The 20,060-nt window shown below is 53.0% G+C and carries 22 protein-coding genes; 17 read left to right on the forward strand and 5 right to left on the reverse strand.

The window, feature by feature from the left end:
• The first annotated feature begins 122 nt into the window (after nt 1-122).
• Complete coding sequence (locus tag SK35_RS07620) at nt 123-1,301, forward strand: MFS transporter (protein WP_003834805.1); 1,179 nt, start codon at nt 123-125, stop codon at nt 1,299-1,301.
• Here the strand turns inward: SK35_RS07620 and flk are convergent.
• Nucleotides 1,298-2,299 carry a flagella biosynthesis regulator Flk gene (flk, locus tag SK35_RS07625; RefSeq protein WP_048216403.1) on the reverse strand — a complete coding sequence of 334 codons (1,002 nt, stop codon included), beginning with the start codon at nt 2,297-2,299 and terminating at the stop codon, nt 1,298-1,300. The genes SK35_RS07620 and flk overlap by 4 nt on opposite strands.
• Before the next feature lie 108 nt (nt 2,300-2,407).
• Between flk and pdxB the strand changes: the two genes are divergently transcribed.
• The 15 genes from pdxB (at nt 2,408) to hisP (ending at nt 16,688) form a co-directional block, all read left to right on the forward strand.
• The gene (gene pdxB, locus SK35_RS07630; protein WP_048215848.1) at nt 2,408-3,544 is read left to right on the forward strand and encodes a 4-phosphoerythronate dehydrogenase PdxB; all 1,137 of its coding nucleotides are present in this window, start codon (nt 2,408-2,410) and stop codon (nt 3,542-3,544) included.
• Between the two features lie 68 nt (nt 3,545-3,612).
• Nucleotides 3,613-4,626: an aspartate-semialdehyde dehydrogenase gene (locus SK35_RS07635; protein WP_048215849.1), complete on the forward strand. Its 1,014-nt coding sequence runs from the start codon at nt 3,613-3,615 to the stop codon at nt 4,624-4,626.
• The gene (gene truA, locus SK35_RS07640) at nt 4,626-5,438 is read left to right on the forward strand and encodes a tRNA pseudouridine(38-40) synthase TruA (protein WP_003028142.1); all 813 of its coding nucleotides are present in this window, start codon (nt 4,626-4,628) and stop codon (nt 5,436-5,438) included. Before SK35_RS07635 ends, truA begins: the two co-directional genes overlap by 1 nt.
• A 24-nt stretch (nt 5,439-5,462) precedes the next feature.
• Nucleotides 5,463-6,122, forward strand: coding sequence for a DedA family protein (locus SK35_RS07645; RefSeq protein WP_003028140.1), 660 nt, complete (start codon nt 5,463-5,465; stop codon nt 6,120-6,122).
• A 149-nt stretch (nt 6,123-6,271) separates the two neighbouring features.
• Nucleotides 6,272-7,186 carry an acetyl-CoA carboxylase, carboxyltransferase subunit beta gene (accD, locus tag SK35_RS07650; protein WP_003834797.1) on the forward strand — a complete coding sequence of 305 codons (915 nt, stop codon included), beginning with the start codon at nt 6,272-6,274 and terminating at the stop codon, nt 7,184-7,186.
• A gap of 192 nt (nt 7,187-7,378) precedes the next feature.
• On the forward strand, nt 7,379-8,647 hold the full coding sequence (folC, locus tag SK35_RS07655; RefSeq protein WP_048215850.1) for a bifunctional tetrahydrofolate synthase/dihydrofolate synthase: 1,269 nt from the start codon (nt 7,379-7,381) through the stop codon (nt 8,645-8,647).
• Entirely contained in the window at nt 8,637-9,305 is a 669-nt protein-coding gene (dedD, locus tag SK35_RS07660; RefSeq protein ID WP_003834793.1) for a cell division protein DedD, read from the forward strand. Before folC ends, dedD begins: the two co-directional genes overlap by 11 nt.
• 213 nt (nt 9,306-9,518) lie before the next feature.
• Nucleotides 9,519-10,007 (forward strand): colicin V production protein, encoded by a 489-nt coding sequence (gene cvpA / locus SK35_RS07665; protein ID WP_048215851.1) that lies wholly within the window; start codon nt 9,519-9,521, stop codon nt 10,005-10,007.
• A gap of 33 nt (nt 10,008-10,040) precedes the next feature.
• Nucleotides 10,041-11,558, forward strand: a complete 1,518-nt coding sequence (gene purF / locus SK35_RS07670; RefSeq protein WP_003028127.1) for an amidophosphoribosyltransferase — start codon at nt 10,041-10,043, stop codon at nt 11,556-11,558.
• 96 nt (nt 11,559-11,654) lie between these two features.
• Nucleotides 11,655-12,224 (forward strand): UbiX family flavin prenyltransferase, encoded by a 570-nt coding sequence (locus SK35_RS07675; RefSeq protein WP_048215852.1) that lies wholly within the window; start codon nt 11,655-11,657, stop codon nt 12,222-12,224.
• Nucleotides 12,225-12,511: 287 nt separating this feature from the next.
• Complete coding sequence (argT, locus tag SK35_RS07680; protein ID WP_006683634.1) at nt 12,512-13,294, forward strand: lysine/arginine/ornithine ABC transporter substrate-binding protein ArgT; 783 nt, start codon at nt 12,512-12,514, stop codon at nt 13,292-13,294.
• A gap of 247 nt (nt 13,295-13,541) precedes the next feature.
• The gene (gene hisJ, locus SK35_RS07685; protein WP_003028120.1) at nt 13,542-14,324 is read left to right on the forward strand and encodes a histidine ABC transporter substrate-binding protein HisJ; all 783 of its coding nucleotides are present in this window, start codon (nt 13,542-13,544) and stop codon (nt 14,322-14,324) included.
• A gap of 186 nt (nt 14,325-14,510) precedes the next feature.
• A complete protein-coding gene (locus SK35_RS07690; RefSeq protein ID WP_003028118.1) occupies nt 14,511-15,197 on the forward strand; it encodes a histidine ABC transporter permease HisQ in 687 nt (228 codons plus the stop codon).
• Nucleotides 15,194-15,901 (forward strand): histidine ABC transporter permease HisM, encoded by a 708-nt coding sequence (hisM, locus tag SK35_RS07695; RefSeq protein WP_003028116.1) that lies wholly within the window; start codon nt 15,194-15,196, stop codon nt 15,899-15,901. The genes SK35_RS07690 and hisM overlap by 4 nt, the downstream gene beginning before the upstream one ends.
• Before the next feature lie 13 nt (nt 15,902-15,914).
• Nucleotides 15,915-16,688, forward strand: coding sequence for a histidine ABC transporter ATP-binding protein HisP (hisP, locus tag SK35_RS07700; protein WP_003028114.1), 774 nt, complete (start codon nt 15,915-15,917; stop codon nt 16,686-16,688).
• A gap of 33 nt (nt 16,689-16,721) precedes the next feature.
• Here the strand turns inward: hisP and SK35_RS07705 are convergent, their stop codons facing one another.
• The 4 genes from SK35_RS07705 to yfcG all read right to left on the reverse strand — a co-directional run bounded on the left by SK35_RS07705 (nt 16,722) and on the right by yfcG (nt 19,275).
• A complete protein-coding gene (locus SK35_RS07705; RefSeq protein WP_075551241.1) occupies nt 16,722-17,237 on the reverse strand; it encodes a GNAT family N-acetyltransferase in 516 nt (171 codons plus the stop codon).
• 71 nt (nt 17,238-17,308) lie between these two features.
• Entirely contained in the window at nt 17,309-18,202 is an 894-nt protein-coding gene (locus tag SK35_RS07710) for a TIGR01777 family oxidoreductase (protein WP_003834782.1), read from the reverse strand.
• A gap of 20 nt (nt 18,203-18,222) precedes the next feature.
• Entirely contained in the window at nt 18,223-18,585 is a 363-nt protein-coding gene (gene folX, locus SK35_RS07715) for a dihydroneopterin triphosphate 2'-epimerase (protein ID WP_003028107.1), read from the reverse strand.
• Nucleotides 18,586-18,639: 54 nt separating this feature from the next.
• Nucleotides 18,640-19,275 (reverse strand): GSH-dependent disulfide bond oxidoreductase, encoded by a 636-nt coding sequence (gene yfcG, locus SK35_RS07720; protein WP_020996685.1) that lies wholly within the window; start codon nt 19,273-19,275, stop codon nt 18,640-18,642.
• Between the two features lie 134 nt (nt 19,276-19,409).
• Here yfcG and yfcF point away from each other — a divergent pair, with 134 nt between their 5' ends.
• Entirely contained in the window at nt 19,410-20,054 is a 645-nt protein-coding gene (yfcF, locus tag SK35_RS07725) for a glutathione transferase (RefSeq protein ID WP_048215854.1), read from the forward strand.
• Nucleotides 20,055-20,060: the final 6 nt, after the last annotated feature.

A 20,060-nucleotide genomic window follows, 5' to 3' on the forward strand; every position in this document is an offset into this window, starting at 1 on the left:
CTTCAACATTATCCTCTTGATAATGCGTAAGCGTTTAACGTTATCCAACGCACCTTAATCCTGATAGTCAGGTAGAGGGGGCGTGGGCATTCCTCGCCTTACTCTGCATTTTGGAGTAACGCATGACAGCTGTAACCCAACAAGAAAAAACACCTTCGGCGAACTTTTCGCTGTTTCGTATCGCTTTTGCAGTTTTCCTGACCTATATGACGGTCGGTCTCCCTTTGCCCGTGATTCCTCTGTTTGTGCATCAGGAACTGGGCTATGGCAACACCATGGTCGGTATCGCCGTAGGTGTACAGTTTCTGGCGACGGTATTAACGCGCGGCTACGCCGGGCGCTTAGCCGATCAATATGGTGCTAAACGCTCGGCGCTACAGGGGATGTTTGCCTGTGGGCTGGCAGGCGCGGCGTGGCTTTTAGCCGCGCTATTGCCTGTTTCTGTTCCCGTAAAATTTGCGTTGTTAATCGTCGGGCGTTTGATCCTCGGCTTTGGCGAAAGCCAACTGCTCACCGGTACGCTGACCTGGGGGTTGGGGCTGGTCGGCCCAACACGCTCCGGTAAGGTGATGTCGTGGAACGGAATGGCGATTTACGGCGCGCTGGCCGCCGGTGCACCGTTGGGCCTGTTGATCCACAGCCACTTTGGCTTCGCGGCGCTGGCGGGAACGACGATGGTATTACCGTTGCTGGCATGGGCATTCAACGGCACCGTGCGCAAAGTGCCTGCGCATGCAGGAGAACGTCCTTCTTTATGGAGCGTAGTCGGGCTTATATGGAAACCGGGCCTGGGCCTGGCGCTGCAGGGCGTTGGCTTTGCGGTGATCGGTACCTTTATTTCACTCTATTTTGTCAGCAACGGCTGGACGATGGCGGGGTTCACCCTGACTGCGTTTGGTGGGGCGTTTGTGCTGATGCGCATTCTGTTTGGCTGGATGCCGGACCGTTTCGGCGGCGTGAAGGTTGCCGTTGTCTCTTTGCTGGTGGAAACAGCGGGGCTGATTTTGCTGTGGCAGGCCCCATCGGCCTGGATTGCGCTGCTCGGGGCGGCATTAACCGGGGCCGGGTGTTCGCTTATCTTCCCGGCATTGGGCGTCGAAGTGGTGAAGCGAGTGCCCGCGCAGGTTCGCGGTACGGCGCTGGGCGGTTACGCCGCGTTTCAGGATATCTCCTACGGCATAAGCGGTCCGGTAGCCGGGGTGCTGGCCACCGCGTACGGTTATCCCTCAGTGTTCCTTGCCGGGGCGATATCCGCCGTGGTGGGGATTATTGTAACGTTGCTTACGCTGCGTAAAGGTTAAGCGACCAGCCAGAAAATGGCTAACGCAATCATCAACGCAACAAACAGCAGTCCCGGTCGTGCCGACAGAGATTTAACCGTTTCAATCATCGGCGCGAACGGGCTGTAAATGGGCTGCAGATGACGCGGATCGATGAGCTCACGTTCTCGTTCCACGCGACGCAGGAAAATTTGATTGAGCAAGTCCTGCACCTGCACCGTGGTCAGAATCGATTGTGGTTGGATCTGATACGTCTGCTGTGCGTATTCTTTTATCGCTGTCAGCTCATTCGGCTCTAATGGCAGCTTCAGCGCCGCCTGGAGCGTTTGTAGCGTAGGGGCGCTTTGCAGGCTGAGCGTCTGGCGCGCCTGCAGCCAGGTGACCAGGTGCGTAAACTGTTTGGCAGGGATCAGCTCACCGCTTTTTACGCCAGACAGCTCCAGCATCGACTGCCAGATCATCTTCCCGGATTCTCCCGTGGCCGCCGCCAGTTTGGTAACTAACTGGTTCAGCGTATTGTGCTCTGCGGGGAGCAACGGGCGATCGGTAGCAGGGCGCTGCTGCGGCTGCGGTATCGATAGCTGTCCTTGTTGCAGCAGCGTGAGCACGTTCTTCAACTGCTCAGGCGTGAGCTGGCTGAGCGCCGTTTGCCCATACTGCTGACGGATAAAATCACTCACCGCCTGGCGATTATTTCCCTGGCTCAGTAATTCAGTGAGCTGCGAAAGCACCTGACGATTAACATGATTTTGCTGAGCAACCCCCAGTCGTTGGTTAAGGTTTTGCTCAGCGGCAGGAAAGTGACGTGACTGCAGCGGCGTATCACTTTTGACGCCCAGATCGTGCTTCATTCCGGCCCACACCTCAGCGCTTTGCTGCTGGGTGAGTGAAATCAAACGGGTAATTAGCCGTTCCAGCACAGTACGTTGTTGCGTGGATAACGGTTGTTCACCCGCAGCGGAAGGGGCATTTTGGCCTTCGCCGGGAGGGCGTGCGGGCGTACCTGAAATGGGCTGCATCATCTCTGTTCCTTAAATCTGTGCTGACCAGGTCTCGCAGTATGCCTGGCGGCGAGATTATGGCACACTTGCCCGGTTAACTCTCGTTCTCAAACAGGTGCGAAAGACGTGAAAATCCTCGTTGATGAAAATATGCCCTATGCCTGCGAACTGTTCAGTCGTTTGGGGGAGGTCAAAGCGGTTCCCGGTCGTCCGATTCCCGTTGCTGAACTGGATGATGCGGATGCTTTAATGGTGCGCTCGGTGACGAAAGTAAATGAATCACTGCTTGGCGGAAAACCGGTTAAATTTGTCGGTACGGCAACCGCTGGCACAGACCATGTGGATGACGCCTGGCTTGCGCAGGCGGGGATCGGTTTTTCCGCCGCGCCCGGTTGTAACGCAATAGCGGTCGTAGAATATGTTTTTTCAGCGTTGCTGATGCTGGCGGAGCGCGACGGGTTTGCGTTACGCGATCGCACCGTAGGCATTGTGGGTGTGGGCAACGTGGGCGGGCGTTTGCAGGCGCGTCTGGAAGCGCTGGGGATCCGCACGCTGCTGTGCGATCCACCGCGAGCCGATCGCGGTGACGAAGGCAATTTCTGCTCGCTGGATGAACTGGTTGAGCAAGCCGATGTGCTGACTTTCCATACCCCGCTGTTTAAAGACGGGCCGTACAAAACGCTGCACATGGCGGATGACGCGCTGATTAGCCGGTTGAAGCTGGGCACTATTCTGATCAACGCCTGCCGTGGGCCGGTCATCGACAATACGGCATTGCTGAACCGGTTGAATGCCGGTCAGTCGCTGAGCGTTGTGCTGGATGTCTGGGAAGGAGAGCCGGATCTCAATGTGGCGTTGCTGGAGAAAGCCGATATCGGCACGGCGCACATTGCCGGGTATACCCTCGAAGGAAAAGCGCGTGGCACCACGCAGGTCTTTGAGGCCTATAGTAAGTTTATTGGTCACGAGCAGCACGTTGCGCTCAGTACCCTGTTACCCGCGCCGGAATTTGGTCGTATCACCCTGCACGGCCCGTTAGATCAGCCAACGCTGAAAAGGCTGGTGCATTTAGTGTATGATGTGCGCCGCGATGATGCGCCGCTGCGTAAAGTCGCTGGAATTCCGGGTGAGTTTGATAAACTGCGTAAAAATTACCTTGAGCGTCGTGAATGGTCGTCTTTATATGTGATGTGTGACGACGCAACGGCTGCTGCCTTATTGTGTAAGCTGGGTTTTAACGCTGTTCATCATCCGGCACATTAATGTCTTCTTAATGCTCCCTGTCGAATAATGCGACAGGGACGCTTACGTATTTCTTGGAGTAAATCACCATGTCTGAAGGCTGGAATATTGCCATTCTGGGCGCAACGGGCGCCGTAGGCGAAGCCCTGCTCGATACGCTGGCTGAACGCCAGTTCCCGGTCGGTGAAATTTATGCGCTGGCGCGTAATGAAAGCGCCGGTGAACATCTGCGTTTTAACGGTAAATCGGTCATAGTACAGGACGTTGCAGACTTTGACTGGACGCAGGCACAGTTGGCATTTTTTGTTGCGGGCGCTGAAGCCACCGCCGCATGGGTAGAAGAAGCCACTAATGCGGGTTGCCTGGTGATCGACAGCAGCGGTCTGTTCGCGCTTGAGCCAGACGTTCCGCTGGTGGTTTCGGACGTTAACCCGTTCGTGCTGGCGGATTACCGTAACCGCAATGTGATTGCAGTGCCTAACAGTCTGACCAGCCAACTGCTGTCTGCGCTGAAACCGTTGATTGATGACGGTGGGCTTTCGCGTATTACGGTGACCAATATTATCTCAGCTTCCGCTCATGGCAAAAAAGCGGTGGATGCGCTGGCCGGACAGAGTGCGAAACTGCTTAATGGCATCCCGATTGACGAAGATGATTTCTTTGGCCGTCAGTTGGCATTCAACATGCTGCCGCTGCTGCCCGATCGTGAAGGTAGCGTGCGTGAAGAGCGTCGTATCGTCGATGAAGTGCGCAAAATTATGCAGGATGACGGTCTGCTCATCTCTGCCAGCATCGTGCAGTCCCCGGTATTTTATGGCCACGCGCAGATGGTAAATTTTGAGGCCCTGCGCCCGTTGGCGGCGGAAGAAGCGCGCGATGCGTTTTCACGCGGTGAAGACGTGGTGTTGTCGGAAGAGACCGACTTCCCGACCCAGGTTGGCGATGCATCGGGCACGCCGCACCTTTCTATTGGCTGCGTGCATAATGATTACGGTATGCCAGAGCAGGTTCAGTTCTGGTCTGTGGCGGACAACGTACGCTTTGGCGGCGCGTTAATGGCGGTGAAAATTGCGGAAAAACTGGTGCAGGAGTACCTGTACTAATGTCTGACCAGCAACAGCCGTCAACCCATAAAATTGCGCTGGGCATTGAGTATGACGGCAGCAAATATTATGGCTGGCAGCGCCAGAACGAAGTGCGTAGCGTTCAGGAAAAACTGGAAAAAGCGCTCTCTCAGGTGGCGAATGAACGCATCAATGTTTTTTGTGCAGGACGCACGGATGCGGGCGTTCATGGCACTGGGCAGGTCGTGCATTTTGAAACCACTGCCCAGCGTAAAGATGCGGCCTGGACACTGGGGGTAAATGCGAATTTACCTGGTGACATCGCCGTGCGCTGGGTTAAAGCTGTACCCGATGATTTTCATGCCCGATTTAGCGCCACGGCTCGCCGTTATCGCTACATCATCTACAATCATCGGTTGCGCCCTGCGGTTTTGGGTAAAGGGGTAACCCATTACTATGAACCGCTGGACGCTGAGCGTATGCATCGTGCGGCCCAGTGTCTGATTGGCGAAAATGATTTTACCTCGTTTCGCGCGGTGCAGTGTCAGTCGCGCACGCCGTGGCGAAACGTGATGCACATTAACGTCGAACGTTTCGGTGCATATGTGGTGGTGGATATTAAAGCGAATGCCTTTGTACATCATATGGTCAGGAATATTGTCGGCAGCCTGATGGAAGTTGGCGCCAACAACCAGCCGGAGAGCTGGATAGCAGAACTGTTAGCGGCAAAGGACAGAACGCTGGCAGCGGCAACGGCGAAAGCGGAAGGATTGTATCTGGTTGCGGTAGATTACCCGGACCGGTTCGACCTGCCAAAACCGCCTATGGGCCCGCTATTTCTGGCGGACTAATTTGAGTCGTATAAAGGCAAAACTATGGACCTGATTTACTTTCTTATCGATTTTATCCTGCACATTGATGTGCACCTGGCGGAGCTGGTTGCGGAATACGGTATCTGGGTATACGCCATTCTGTTTCTGATCCTGTTCTGTGAAACCGGGCTGGTGGTGACACCATTCCTGCCAGGGGATTCGCTGCTGTTTGTTGCGGGTGCGCTTTCTGCGCTGCCAACCAACGATCTCAATGTTCATCTGATGGTGGCACTGATGATTGTGGCGGCGATTGTGGGCGATGCGGTGAACTACACGATTGGCAGATTGTTCGGGGAAAAACTTTTCAGTAACCCGAACTCCAAAATTTTCCGCCGCAGCTACCTGGATAAAACCCATGCGTTCTACGAGCGTCATGGCGGTAAGACGATTATCCTGGCGCGTTTCGTGCCAATCGTGCGTACATTTGCGCCGTTTGTTGCCGGTATGGGACATATGTCCTACCGTCACTTTGCGATGTATAACGTCGTAGGCGCATTGCTGTGGGTATTGTTGTTCACCTACGCAGGCTACCTGTTCGGCGATCTGCCGATCGTCCAGGAAAACCTGAAATTATTGATTGTGGCGATTATCGTCCTTTCCGTATTGCCGGGGGTGATTGAAGTAATTCGCCATAAGCGTGCTGCGTCACGGGCTGCAAAATAGAAAGTAACTCAGCGGTTCGACCACTTTTTTATCCAAAGTTTCGGGCTGTTATGTTTTAATGTGCAACATTCATGGTCTGTTAGGGGCAAAAATGGCATTATGCGCCCCTTATAACAAAGCTGACTAGGGTTCAGGCAGAAAGGTCACCAATGAGCTGGATTGAACGAATTAAAAGCAACATTACTCCCACCCGCAAGGCAAGCATTCCTGAAGGGGTGTGGACCAAGTGTGATAGCTGCGGTCAGGTTTTATACCGTGCTGAGCTGGAACGTAATCTTGAGGTCTGTCCGAAGTGTGACCATCATATGCGCATGTCGGCGCGCAATCGCCTGCATAGCCTGTTAGATGAAGGTTCTCTTGTGGAACTGGGTAGCGAGCTTGAGCCGAAAGACGTGCTGAAGTTTCGTGACTCCAAAAAATACAAAGACAGACTGGCTTCTGCGCAGAAAGAAACCGGCGAGAAAGATGCGCTGGTGGTGATGAAAGGCACACTTCACGGTATGCCGGTCGTTGCTGCGGCATTCGAGTTCGCGTTTATGGGCGGCTCCATGGGCTCTGTGGTCGGCGCGCGTTTTGTCCGTGCCGTTGAGCAGGCGCTGGAAGACAACTGTCCGCTGATCTGCTTCTCCGCTTCTGGCGGGGCGCGTATGCAGGAAGCGCTGATGTCTTTGATGCAGATGGCGAAAACCTCTGCTGCGCTGGCGAAAATGCAGGAACGCGGTTTACCGTATATTTCTGTACTGACCGACCCAACAATGGGTGGTGTTTCCGCAAGCTTTGCGATGCTGGGCGATCTCAACATTGCCGAACCGAAAGCATTGATCGGCTTCGCTGGTCCGCGTGTTATCGAGCAAACCGTACGTGAGAAACTGCCGCCGGGATTCCAGCGCAGCGAGTTCCTGATTGAAAAAGGCGCTATCGATATGATCGTCCGCCGTCCGGAAATGCGCCTGAAACTGGCAAGCATCCTGGCGAAGCTGATGAATCTTCCTGCGCCGAATCCGGATGAGCCGCGTGAAGGCGAAGTGGTACCTCCGGTTCCCGATCAGGAACCAGAGGCCTGATAGTTTACGCTATGGGTTTCGGGTTGCAGGCAGGCGACAAGAGTGTTAATCCCGATGAACTTACACCGTTAAGTGATTCGGGAGAGCGAGTACAGCCAACACATCTGCAACGTGGAAAACGACGTGTAAAAAAGGGCAGGCCGGTTGGCGCTGCCCTTTTGCTTTTCTCAACGTAAAGAATCTACAGGCATCATGGACAATAAACGTATCCCTCAAGCCGCGTCGCCCCTGGCGTCGTGGCTTTCTTATCTTGAAAACCTGCACAGTAAAACCATCGATCTGGGCCTTGAACGCGTCAGCCAGGTGGCGCGTAAACTGGGTGTGTTGAAACCTGCGCCATTTGTTTTTACGGTGGCAGGAACCAATGGGAAAGGCACAACCTGTCGTACGCTGGAATCTGTGCTGACTGCGGCAGGCTATAAAGTTGGGGTGTACAGTTCGCCTCATCTGGTGCGCTACACGGAACGCGTGCGCGTGCAGGGGCGTGAACTGCCGGAATCAGCTCATACCGCCTCGTTTGCTGAGATTGAAGACTCACGTGGTGACATTTCCCTGACTTACTTTGAATACGGTACGTTATCGGCACTCTGGCTGTTTAAACAGGCCCAACTGGATGTTGTTATTCTGGAAGTGGGGTTAGGCGGCCGCCTTGACGCCACCAATATCGTCGATGCCGATGTCGCAGTAGTCACCAGTATTGCGCTTGACCATACTGACTGGCTGGGCCCGGATCGCGAAAGTATTGGTCGTGAGAAGGCAGGGATTTTCCGCGCAGAGAAACCGGCCATCGTCGGCGAACCGGAAATGCCTTACACCATCGCGGATGTCGCTCAGGAGAGCGGGGCGATTTTGCAACGTTGTGGTGTGGACTGGCGCTATGCAGTCACGGAGAACGACTGGTCGTTTACTGATGCTCATGGAACGCTGGCGCACCTGCCGTTGCCGCAGGTGCCACAACCTAATGCTGCAACCGCACTGGCTGCACTGCGCGCAAGCGGTCTTAACGTCAGCGAGCAGGCCATTCGTGACGGTATCGAACAAGCGATTTTACCGGGACGCTTCCAGATTGTGAGCGAGTCGCCGCGGGTTATTTTTGATGTTGCCCATAACCCGCATGCGGCGGAGTATCTGACCGGACGTCTGAAAAAGTTAGTGAAAAGCGGGCGTGTACTTGCGGTTATCGGTATGCTACATGATAAAGATATTGCCGGTACGTTGGCTTGGCTGAAAAGTGTGGTTGACGACTGGTACTGTGCGCCCCTGGAAGGGCCGCGTGGTGCAACGGCAGAACAGCTGCTGGAGCACCTGGGCAAAGGCAACGCTTATGACAGCGTGGCGCAGGCATGGACTGCGGCACTTGCTGAGGCGAAGCCAGAAGATACCGTGTTGGTGTGTGGATCGTTTCACACTGTCGCACATGTCATGGAAGTAATAGACGTGGGGAGAAGCGGTGGCGAGTAAGTTTCAGAATCGATTAGTCGGCACAATTGTGCTGGTCGCGCTCGGGGTGATTGTGCTTCCCGGGCTGCTTGACGGCCAGAAAAAGCATTATCAGGATGAATTTGCAGCGATCCCACTGGTACCTAAACCCGGCGATCGCGATGAACCAGACATGATGCCTGCAGCAACGCAGGCGCTGCCGACTCAGCCGCCGGAAGGGGCGGCAGAAGAGGTGCGTGCGGGTGATGCTGCCGCGCCATCGTTGGATCCATCACGTTTGACGACGGCAAACAGCGCGGAGTTAGATCCTGTCCCTGCGCCTGTGGAACCACCGAAACCTAAACCGAAACCGCAGCCTGTTGCCGTCGCCCCGACACCAACACCGGCACCGACTCCAGCGCCGAAACCGGCCGCTGAGGAAGCGCCAGCGCCAACCGGCAAAGCGTACGTTGTACAACTCGGTGCGCTGAAAAACGCGGATAAGGTCAATGAGATCGTGGGTAAACTTCGTGGCGCGGGCTTCCGGGTATATACTTCCCCGTCAACGCCGGTGCAGGGTAAAATAACCCGCATTCTCGTAGGGCCTGACGCCTCCAAAGATAAGCTGAAGAACTCGCTGGGCGAGCTGCAGAAGATCTCTGGTTTGAGCGGGGTGGTGATGGGGTATACCCCTAACTAAGGGATTGCGTTACGTTGCTCTGATGTAGGCCGGACAAGGTGTTTACACCGCCATCCGGCAGTGTCCGAAGAGGCATAAAATCGTATGGCGTTGAAGATTTTTTCAGCGCCATTTTTATTTACGCGTGGAAAGGAAATCCCTACGCAAACGTTTTCTTTTTCTGTTAGAATGCGCCCCGAACAGGACGACAGGGCGTAAAATCGTGGGACACATATGGTCTGGATTGATTACGCCATTATCGCGGTGATTGGTTTTTCCTGTCTGGTTAGCCTGATCCGTGGCTTTGTTCGTGAAGCATTATCGTTGGTGACTTGGGGTTGTGCTTTCTTTGTCGCCAGCCATTACTACACTTACCTGTCTGTCTGGTTTACGGGCTTTGAAGACGAACTGGTTCGAAATGGGATTGCTATCGCGATACTGTTCATCGCGACACTTATCGTCGGCGCTATCGTTAACTTTGTGATAGGCCAACTGGTAGAGAAAACAGGACTGTCGGGTACCGACAGGGTGTTGGGGATCTGCTTCGGTGCTTTGCGTGGAGCGTTGATCGTCGCCGCCATACTGTTCTTTCTCGATAGCTTTACCGGTCTGTCGAAAAGTGAAGACTGGGGTAAGTCACAGCTGATCCCGCAGTTCAGTTTCATCATCAGATGGTTCTTTGACTATCTGCAAAGCTCGTCAAGTTTCTTGCCCAAAGTATAAACTTTGGGTCGTTGCTGAACGAGGAAAAGACGTATGTGCGGTATTGTCGGTATCGCCGGTGTTATGCCGGTAAACCAGTCGATTTATGACGCGTTAACGGTGCTCCAGCATCGTGGTCAGGATGCTGCGGGCATCATCACCATTGATGCCAACAACTGCTTCCGCTTGCGTAAAGCAAACGGAATGGTGAGCGATATTTTTGAAGCGCGCCATATGCAGCGTTTGCAGGGCAATATGGGCATCGGTCATGTGCGTTACCCAACGGCTGGCAGCTCCAGCGCCTCCGAAGCTCAACCTTTTTACGTCAACTCACCGTATGGCATTACGCTTGCCCACAATGGCAACCTGACCAATGCGCATGAGTTGCGTAAAAAGCTGTTTGAAGAAAAGCGCCGCCACATCAATACCACTTCAGATTCTGAAATTCTGCTGAATATTTTCGCCAGCGAGCTGGATAACTTCCGCCATTACCCGCTGGAAGCCGACAATATTTTTGCGGCCATTGCGGCAACCAACCGCCAGATTCGCGGCGCCTATGCCTGCGTGGCGATGATTATCGGTCACGGTATGGTTGCCTTCCGCGACCCTAACGGTATCCGTCCGCTGGTGATGGGCAAACGCGATATTGGCGATGGCCGTACCGAGTACATGGTGGCGTCTGAGAGCGTAGCGCTGGATACGCTGGGCTTTGAATTCCTGCGCGACGTAGCACCTGGCGAAGCGGTGTACATCACCGAAAAAGGCCAGCTGTTTACCCGTCAGTGTGCCGATAACCCGGTGAGCAATCCATGTCTGTTTGAATACGTTTACTTCGCACGTCCTGACTCCTTTATCGACAAGATTTCCGTCTACAGCGCCCGTGTGAATATGGGGACTAAGCTTGGCGAAAAAATTGCCCGTGAGTGGGAAGATCTGGACATCGACGTAGTAATCCCAATCCCGGAAACCTCCTGTGATATCGCGCTGGAAATTGCTCGTATTCTCGGTAAGCCGTACCGCCAGGGGTTTGTGAAAAACCGCTATGTGGGCCGTACCTTTATCATGCCGGGCCAGCAGTTGCGTCGTAAATCTGTGCGCCGTAAGCTGAATGCTAACCGTGCGGAATTCCGTGATAAAAACGTGCTGCTGGTGGATGACTCCATCGTGCGTGGCACCACCTCAGAACAGATTATCGAGATGGCGCGTGAAGCTGGCGCGAAAAAGGTGTATCTGGCCTCTGCCGCCCCGGAAATTCGCTTCCCGAACGTTTATGGCATCGATATGCCTACGGCGACGGAGTTGATTGCGCATGGTCGTGAAGTGGACGAGATTCGCCAGATAATCGGCGCAGATGGTCTGATCTTCCAGGATCTGAACGATCTGATTGAAGCTGTCCGTGCTGAGAACCCGGATATTCAGCAGTTTGAATGTTCAGTGTTTAACGGCGTGTACGTTACCAAAGACGTCGACCAGCAATATCTCGATTTCCTCGACTCCCTGCGTAATGACGATGCCAAAGCGGTGTTGCGTCAGAACGAAGCGGAAAACCTTGAGATGCACAACGAAGGTTAATGTTTGCTCGCAAGCAAGGGCGCAACCTGCGCCCTTGCTTGCAACTCACCGTAATTTCCTGCAAAGTCGGCCCTGAGCAAGTAAGGGCGATTACACATGAAACGATTCATCATTGGTATTTCTGGTGCAAGCGGGGCAATTTACGGCGTGCGCCTGTTGCAGGTATTGCGTGACGTCACTGATGTGGAAACCCACCTGGTGATGAGTGCCGCTGCCCGGCAGACGCTGGCGCTGGAAACGGACCTCTCTGTGCGCGACGTGCAGGCGCTGGCAAATGTGAATCATGATAGCCGTGATATCGCCGCCAGTATCTCCTCCGGCTCTTTTCAGACCGCTGGAATGGTTATCCTGCCTTGTTCAATCAAAACGCTTTCTGGCATCGTCCACAGTTACACCGATGGGTTGCTTACCCGTGCGGCAGATGTGGTGTTGAAAGAACGTCGTCCGTTGGTGCTGTGTGTACGCGAAACGCCGCTGCATCTGGGGCATTTGCGATTGATGACGCAGGCGGCAGAAATTGGGGCGGTAATTATGCCACCTGTCCCGGCGTTTTATCATCGTCCGCAAACGCTCGATGATGTGATTAATCAAACGGTTAATCGCGTGCTTGACCAGTTTGATATTACCCTTCCGCAGGACCTGTTCACCCGCTGGCAAGGGGCGTAAGCCGTTCCATCAGCGTGCAAAGAATCATCCGTTGCCCTGTTTCAGGGCAATTTTGTAACCGCGATCATATCCTCAACATTTAATTCGTTAAAACTCAACGAAACGCTGCGGTTCAACCGCCAGACCTGCTATCTTCAAAATCAGGACATTATTGCAACGTTTTATTAACATATTTAACGTCGAATATCCTCATCGACGCGAAAATGGCATAAGACCTGCATGAAAAAGTCTGCAAACACACAACACAACGTAAAACATAATAAAATTACGCCACTTGAGGGTTATGTATGAAGAAGACGGTTCTTGCTTTGTCTTTGCTGGTAGGACTCTCCGCCACCGCGGCCAGCTACGCAGCACTTCCGCAGACGGTTCGTATTGGTACAGATACAACGTACGCTCCTTTTTCCTCTAAAGATGCCAAAGGCGACTTTGTCGGCTTCGATATCGATCTGGGAAATGAGATGTGTAAGCGCATGCAGATCAAATGCACCTGGGTTGCCAGTGACTTTGATGCGCTGATCCCATCGCTGAAAGCGAAAAAAATTGATGCCATCATCTCCTCGCTTTCTATCACCGAAAAGCGTCAGCAAGAGATTGCGTTCTCAGACAAACTTTACGCTGCAGACTCACGTCTGATCGCCGCGAAAGGCTCCCCAATTCAGCCGACTCTGGATTCCCTCAAAGGTAAACACGTTGGCGTCCTGCAAGGCTCTACTCAGGAAGCCTATGCCAATGACAACTGGCGCAGCAAAGGCGTGGACGTGGTGGCCTATGCGAACCAGGACCTCATCTATTCTGACCTGACGGCAGGCCGTCTGGACGCGGCATTGCAAGATGAAGTCGCGGCCAGCGAAGGCTTCCTGAAGCAGCCTGCTGGTAAGGATTACGCTTTTGCCGGTCCGTCGGTGAAAGATAAAAAATACTTTGGTGACGGAACCGGGATTGGCTTGCGCAAAGATGATGCAGAGCTGAAAGCCGCTTTCGACAAAGCGCTGGGCGAACTGCGTAAAGACGGCACCTACGACAAAATGGCGAGCAAATATTTTAATTTTAATGTCTACGGCGATTAATACAGCGGCGTGGGGAATTGACTGCACCATTGCGGGTAACCATTTCGGTGCATAATAAATTCAGTGCACTGTTTTGGTGCTTTTATCGCTGACTTAATAAGCATGAGTGCATACTTAAGCGCTTTTCATGCAAATAAATACCGCCGACAGGGTAGAATGCTTTGCCTTGTCGGCCTGATTAATGGCACGATAACTGCACCTGGTCCTGTAAAGATCCCCTATAAAAGACAGTCTGTTGAGGATAGTTATGAAAAAACTGGTGTTGTCTCTTTCTCTGGTTCTGGCTTTCTCCAGTGCTACCGCAGCATTTGCAGCCATTCCGCAAAAAATTCGTATCGGTACCGATCCTACTTATGCGCCGTTCGAATCGAAGAATGCGCAGGGTGAATTAGTCGGTTTTGATATCGATCTGGCTAAAGAGCTGTGCAAACGTATCAATACGCAATGTACCTTCGTGGAAAACCCGCTGGACGCGCTGATCCCTTCGCTAAAAGCGAAGAAAATCGATGCCATCATGTCCTCGCTTTCCATTACTGAAAAACGTCAGCAGGAAATCGCATTTACCGACAAGCTTTATGCAGCCGATTCGCGTCTGGTTGTCGCTAAAGATTCTGCTATTCAGCCGACCATTGAGTCGCTGAAAGGCAAACGTGTTGGTGTGCTGCAGGGCACTACCCAGGAAACGTTCGGCAACGAACACTGGGCGCCAAAAGGTATTGAGATTGTCTCTTATCAGGGGCAGGACAATATCTATTCTGACCTGACTGCCGGGCGTATTGACGCAGCGTTCCAGGATGAAGTTGCGGCCAGCGAAGGCTTCCTGAAACAGCCAGTCGGTAAAGATTACAAATTCGGCGGCCCGTCTGTGAAAGACGAGAAGTTGTTCGGCGTGGGTACCGGTATGGGGCTGCGCAAAGACGATAATGAACTGCGCGAAGCGCTGAATAAAGCCTTTGCCGAAATGCGAGCTGACGGTACTTACGAGAAGCTGGCGAAAAAGTACTTCGATTTTGATGTTTACGGCGGTTAATTACCGCAGGTGCTGATAAAGCCCGTAGATTTTTGACGCGTTGAATTTATGCCCGATGGCACCGCGCTTATCCGGCCTACGGTGATTTTGTAGGCCGGATAAGGCAAGGCCGCCATCCGGCATTTAACGGTTAGTCTGAAATCAAAAGAGGCTTACTACTCCACCACACACGACAGGACAGGCAGCATGTTGTATGGCTTTTCAGGTGTTATTTTACAGGGCGCAATTGTTACGCTGGAGCTGGCACTCAGCTCGGTGGTACTGGCGGTTCTGATAGGTCTTGTCGGCGCAGCAGCAAAGCTGTCGCAAAGCCGGGCAATGGGACTTATTTTCGAAGGGTACACAACGCTAATCCGCGGCGTGCCCGATCTGGTCTTAATGCTGCTCATCTTCTACGGATTACAAATCGCGCTGAACACCATTACCGATGCCATCGGTATCGGCCAGATTGATATTGATCCGATGGTTGCGGGCATTATCACCCTTGGATTCATCTACGGCGCCTATTTTACCGAAACTTTTCGCGGTGCGTTTATGGCTGTACCAAAAGGCCATATTGAAGCCGCGACGGCGTTTGGCTTTACCAGCTCACAAATATTTCGTCGCATTATGTTCCCGGCGATGATGCGTTATGCCTTACCGGGAATCGGCAATAACTGGCAGGTTATTCTTAAGGCTACGGCGCTGGTATCGTTGCTTGGACTTGAAGACGTGGTGAAAGCGACTCAGCTTGCCGGGAAGAGTACCTGGGAGCCGTTCTATTTTGCCGTCGTGTGCGGGGTCATCTATCTGGTGTTTACCACTGTTTCTAATGGTGTGCTGCTGTACCTTGAGCGCCGCTATTCCGTGGGTGTGAAGAGGGCTGACCTGTGATCGAGATTATTCAGGAATACTGGAAGTCCCTGCTGTGGACCGACGGATATCGCTACACTGGCGTCGCTATCACCCTGTGGCTTTTGATTTCGTCAGTAGTGATGGGCGGAATACTGGCACTCTTTTTGGCGATTGGTCGCGTTTCCAGTAATAAATTTATCCAGTTTCCCATCTGGCTGTTCACCTATATTTTTCGTGGGACGCCGCTGTACGTTCAGTTACTGGTGTTTTATTCCGGGATGTATACGCTGGAAATAGTTAAAGGCACGGACTTCCTCAACGCGTTTTTCCGCAGCGGGCTGAATTGCACCGTGCTGGCGCTGACGCTGAATACCTGCGCCTATACAACGGAGATTTTCGCCGGGGCTATTCGTTCCGTGCCTCACGGTGAGATTGAGGCTGCGCGCGCATACGGTTTCTCGTCATTCAAACTGTATCGATGCATTATTTTACCTTCCGCGCTGCGTATTGCGCTGCCGGCATACAGTAATGAAGTCATTTTAATGCTGCACTCCACGGCGCTGGCATTTACGGCCACGGTGCCAGATTTGTTGAAAATCGCTCGCGATATCAACTCGGCAACGTATCAGCCGTTTACCGCCTTCGGTATTGCCGCTGTGCTGTATTTGATTATTTCGTATGTCCTGATCAGTCTGTTCCGTAAAGCGGAAAAACGCTGGTTGCAGCATGTATCCTCTAAATGATTCGAGTAACACGATGTCTGAAAATAAATTAAACGTTATCGATTTACATAAGCACTACGGCGAACATGAAGTGCTGAAAGGGGTATCGCTGCAGGCCAACGCGGGTGATGTTATCAGCATTATTGGCTCGTCAGGTTCCGGTAAAAGTACCTTCCTGCGCTGCATTAACTTTCTCGAGAAACCGAGTGCCGGGTCGATTGTCGTCAGCGGTCAGAACATTGGTCTGGTGCGCGACAAAGACGGCCAGTTGAAGGTTGCGGACAAAAATCAGCTACGCCTGCTGCGTACGCGTCTGACGATGGTCTTTCAGCACTTTAATCTGTGGAGTCACATGACAGTGCTGGAAAACGTCATGGAAGCGCCGATTCAGGTGTTGGGGCTGAGCAAGCAGGAAGCTCGCGACCGTGCGGTGAAGTATCTGGCTAAAGTGGGCATTGATGAGCGCGCACAGGGAAAATATCCGGTGCACCTGTCCGGTGGTCAGCAGCAGCGTGTTTCCATTGCCCGTGCGCTGGCGATGGAACCGGAAGTGTTGCTGTTTGATGAACCTACGTCGGCGCTTGATCCTGAGCTGGTGGGTGAAGTGCTGCGCATTATGCAACAGCTGGCTGAAGAGGGGAAAACCATGGTGGTGGTGACCCACGAAATGGGGTTTGCCCGTCATGTTTCCACGCACGTGATTTTCCTGCATCAGGGGAAAATTGAGGAAGAGGGTGACCCGGAGCAGGTATTTGGTAATCCGCAAAGCCCGCGTTTGCAGCAGTTCCTTAAAGGATCGCTGAAGTAAGTCAACAGCCCGGAGGCGCTACGCTTTCCGGGCTTACAATTTTAGCGCGTCGCGCTCCAGCCGAAACACCCAGTCGTTGTAGGCGATGCCGTCAATCTCATACGCCTTTTCCAGTACCTGCGTACGTACAAAGCCTGTCTTTTCCAGAATACGGATTGAACCCTTGTTATCCGCCAGCGCGTATGCGTTTATCGCCGTCACACCTGCATGCTCGAAGGCATACTGGCACACCGCGCGCACGGCTTCGCTGGCAATACCTTTCCCCTGAGCCTGTGGCATGATGGCGTAGCCGAGGTCGGCTTCCTGCGGGTAAAGATGGCTGATTTGCAGACCAATATCGCCAAGTGGCGTCGGGCTGTTATGTTCGCGGATGACGAAAGTGTGCTGTGCGGCCAGACGTCTGGCGAATAACAGCCGCGTATCTTTCGCCGGGGCGATGTTGCCCATATAGCGCATGACTTCAGGACATTCACGGAGTTTCTGGAAAAATGACCAGTCAGAAAATTGAAACAAAGAGAGGGTAAGTCGGGGAGTCGATATTATCGCCATAACGTCGCCATTGCGGAAATCTGGTCTATAACCTTACCACCACAACGGCGACTGTGAATAGTGCATAGGGGTTATCGGATGACATCCGCCAGCGCTTCTTCTAAATCGTACCAGCGAAACGTAAAACCGGAAGCTTCCAGGCGTTTGGGCAATGCGCGTTGTCCACCAAGGACCAGTACTGACGATTCCCCCATCAGCAGTCGCATAGCGGTGGCGGGAACGCGCAGAATTGCAGGGCGGTTCAGAGCGTGACCCAGCGCGTGGGCAAACTGCTCATTGTGCACCGGGTATGGCGAAACCATATTGAAGGGACCGCGTAGATCGTTATTCAGCAGCCAGATAATTCCGTTGACCATATCATCAACATGGATCCAGGCCATATACTGGCGTCCGTTACCGATCGGGCCGCCTAAGCCAAGACGAAACGGCGGGACCATTTTTGCCAGAATGCCGCCTGCTGAGGCCAGTACCACGCCGGTACGCAGCATACATACGCGGGTTTTGTCGCTTTGCGCAGTGCTGGCAATTTGCTCCCAGCGGGCGCACAGCTTGTGGGTAAATTCGTTATGCGGTGGCTCTTCTTCCGTAACCACAACTTCGCCCAAATCGCCGTAGTAACCGGTAGCGGAACCGGAGATTAACACGGAGGGCGGCGTCTCGCTGGCATTGATTAAATCGACCAGTTTCTGCGTAATGCCCCAACGGCTCTGGCACAAGCGTTCCTTTTGCTGTGCGCTCCAGCGCTTATCTGCGATAGGTTCTCCGGCAAGGTTAATCACGGCATCAATATTATTGAGATGTTGCCGCTCTTCCAGTCCTTTCCATAACGTGACCCGAGAGTCGAGAATCTGACGAGCCTTATCAGGGGTACGTGTCACTACGATTATCTGATGCCCCAGTTCCAGCAGGCAGGGGATCAGATGACGTCCAATCAGGCCAGTACCGCCGGTAATCAGAATCTGCATGTCGCCTCCCGGGTTACGTTTTAGCGCTGCCAGCTCAGCGTCATTGATACTGAGTCGGCGTAACGCAATGCGTGAAGTTTATCTATCTCCACTTCAGCATAAGTGACCCAGTGATGTTCGCGTGCGATATCGAGCACATCTTGAGTTAATTTTTCTAACAATGAGAAGCGGTTACCCTCCACGTGGGCAATGATGCTTTTGGTTATAGTGCGATAATTCAGCGCGTCGTTGATATCTTCGCTGGTACGGGCTTTGTCTGCCGGATAGTGAATGGCAATGTTGATGACGATATCCTGGCGATTAAGGATCTCCTCTTCTTTGATGCCGATAAAGGTGCGCAGACGAAGGTTTTTTATACGAATAATGGCGTCAGGTTGTGACATTGCAGGTTTCCTCCATGTATGAACCTCTGCATGATACACGAGAACCGAATTGCGTCACCGCTTCTCACTCAGTGCTTGCTGCATGGCGCGTTCCGTGGCGGGACGCGTACGGATGCGTTCGTGCCAGTTATTGACCGCCGGGTAATTGTCGAGGTCGATGCGCTGACGCTGATGGGCGTGGATCCACGGCCAGCAGGCAATGTCAGCAATGCTGTAATGATCGCCTCCCAGCCAGGGTGATGTTTCCAGACGTTTATTCATCACGTTGTACAGGCGCTGGGTTTCAACCTGGTATCTTTCAATAGCGTAAGGGATCGTTTGCGGAGCGTAATGACTGAAATGATGATTCTGCCCCAGCATGGGACCCAGACCGCTGACCTGCCAGAACAGCCACTGCAGCGTGGTGTGGCGTTCGCGTAATTCACCGCTAAGCAGCTTACCGCTCTTCTCCGCCAGATAGAGTAAAATTTCTCCGGACTCAAACAAGCTGATGGGCCTTCCGCCATCTTCCGGCGCATGATCGATAATGGCCGGGATTTTATTGTTCGGCGAGATCAGTAGAAAATCGGGGCGAAACTGGCTGCCTTTGCTGATATCGACATGAATCAGACGGTATTGCAGCTGTGCCTCTTCAAGAAACAGCGTGATTTTGTGACCGTTTGGCGATGGCGTGTAATAGAGATCGATCATTTTCAGCATCCGTTTTGTCATGAACCGGGTCATTACAAGTATAGAGCCTGTTGGCGTGCGTGAGTTTTCATCAAGTGACAGCGAGAGAAAGACTCTATATTTTGAAAGCAAGCCAATACACTTCAGAGGACATTATGAGCAAATCTGCAATTACGCTGTGGTCAGATGCCAATTTTTTCTCCCCTTACGTGCTGTCTGTTTATGTTGCTCTGCAAGAGAAAGGGCTACCTTTTACGCTGAAAACCGTTGATCTCAATAGTGGTGAACACTTGCATCCTTCATGGCAAGGTTACGCCTTGACGCGCCGCGTACCGGTTCTTGAGATCGATGGTTTTGAACTAAGCGAATCATCAGCGATTACGGAATTCCTGGAAGAGAGCTTTGCACCGCCACAGTGGGAGCGTATCTACCCACACGATGTACAAAAGCGCGCTCGGGCGCGCCAGGTTCAGGCGTGGATCCGCAGCGATTTAATGCCTATCCGTGAGGAACGATCAACAGATGTCGTTTTTGCTGACGTAAAGAAAGGACCGTTAAGCGAAGCGGGAAAAGCCAGTGCGGAAAAACTGTTCGCTACTGCGAGCAGTTTACTGAGCCACGGTAAGCAGAATTTATTTGGCGAATGGTGTATCGCTGACTGTGATTTAGCGCTAATGCTTAATCGCCTGGTCCTGAATGGTGATGAGGTTCCAGAAGCGCTTGCGGAATACGCCACCTTCCAGTGGCAGCGCGCTTCAGTCCAGCGTTTTATCGCGCTTTCAGCGAAGCGTTCCTGCTGAAAAACG

The organism is Citrobacter sp. MGH105, assembly GCF_001037485.2.
Classification (GTDB): domain Bacteria; phylum Pseudomonadota; class Gammaproteobacteria; order Enterobacterales; family Enterobacteriaceae; genus Citrobacter; species Citrobacter portucalensis.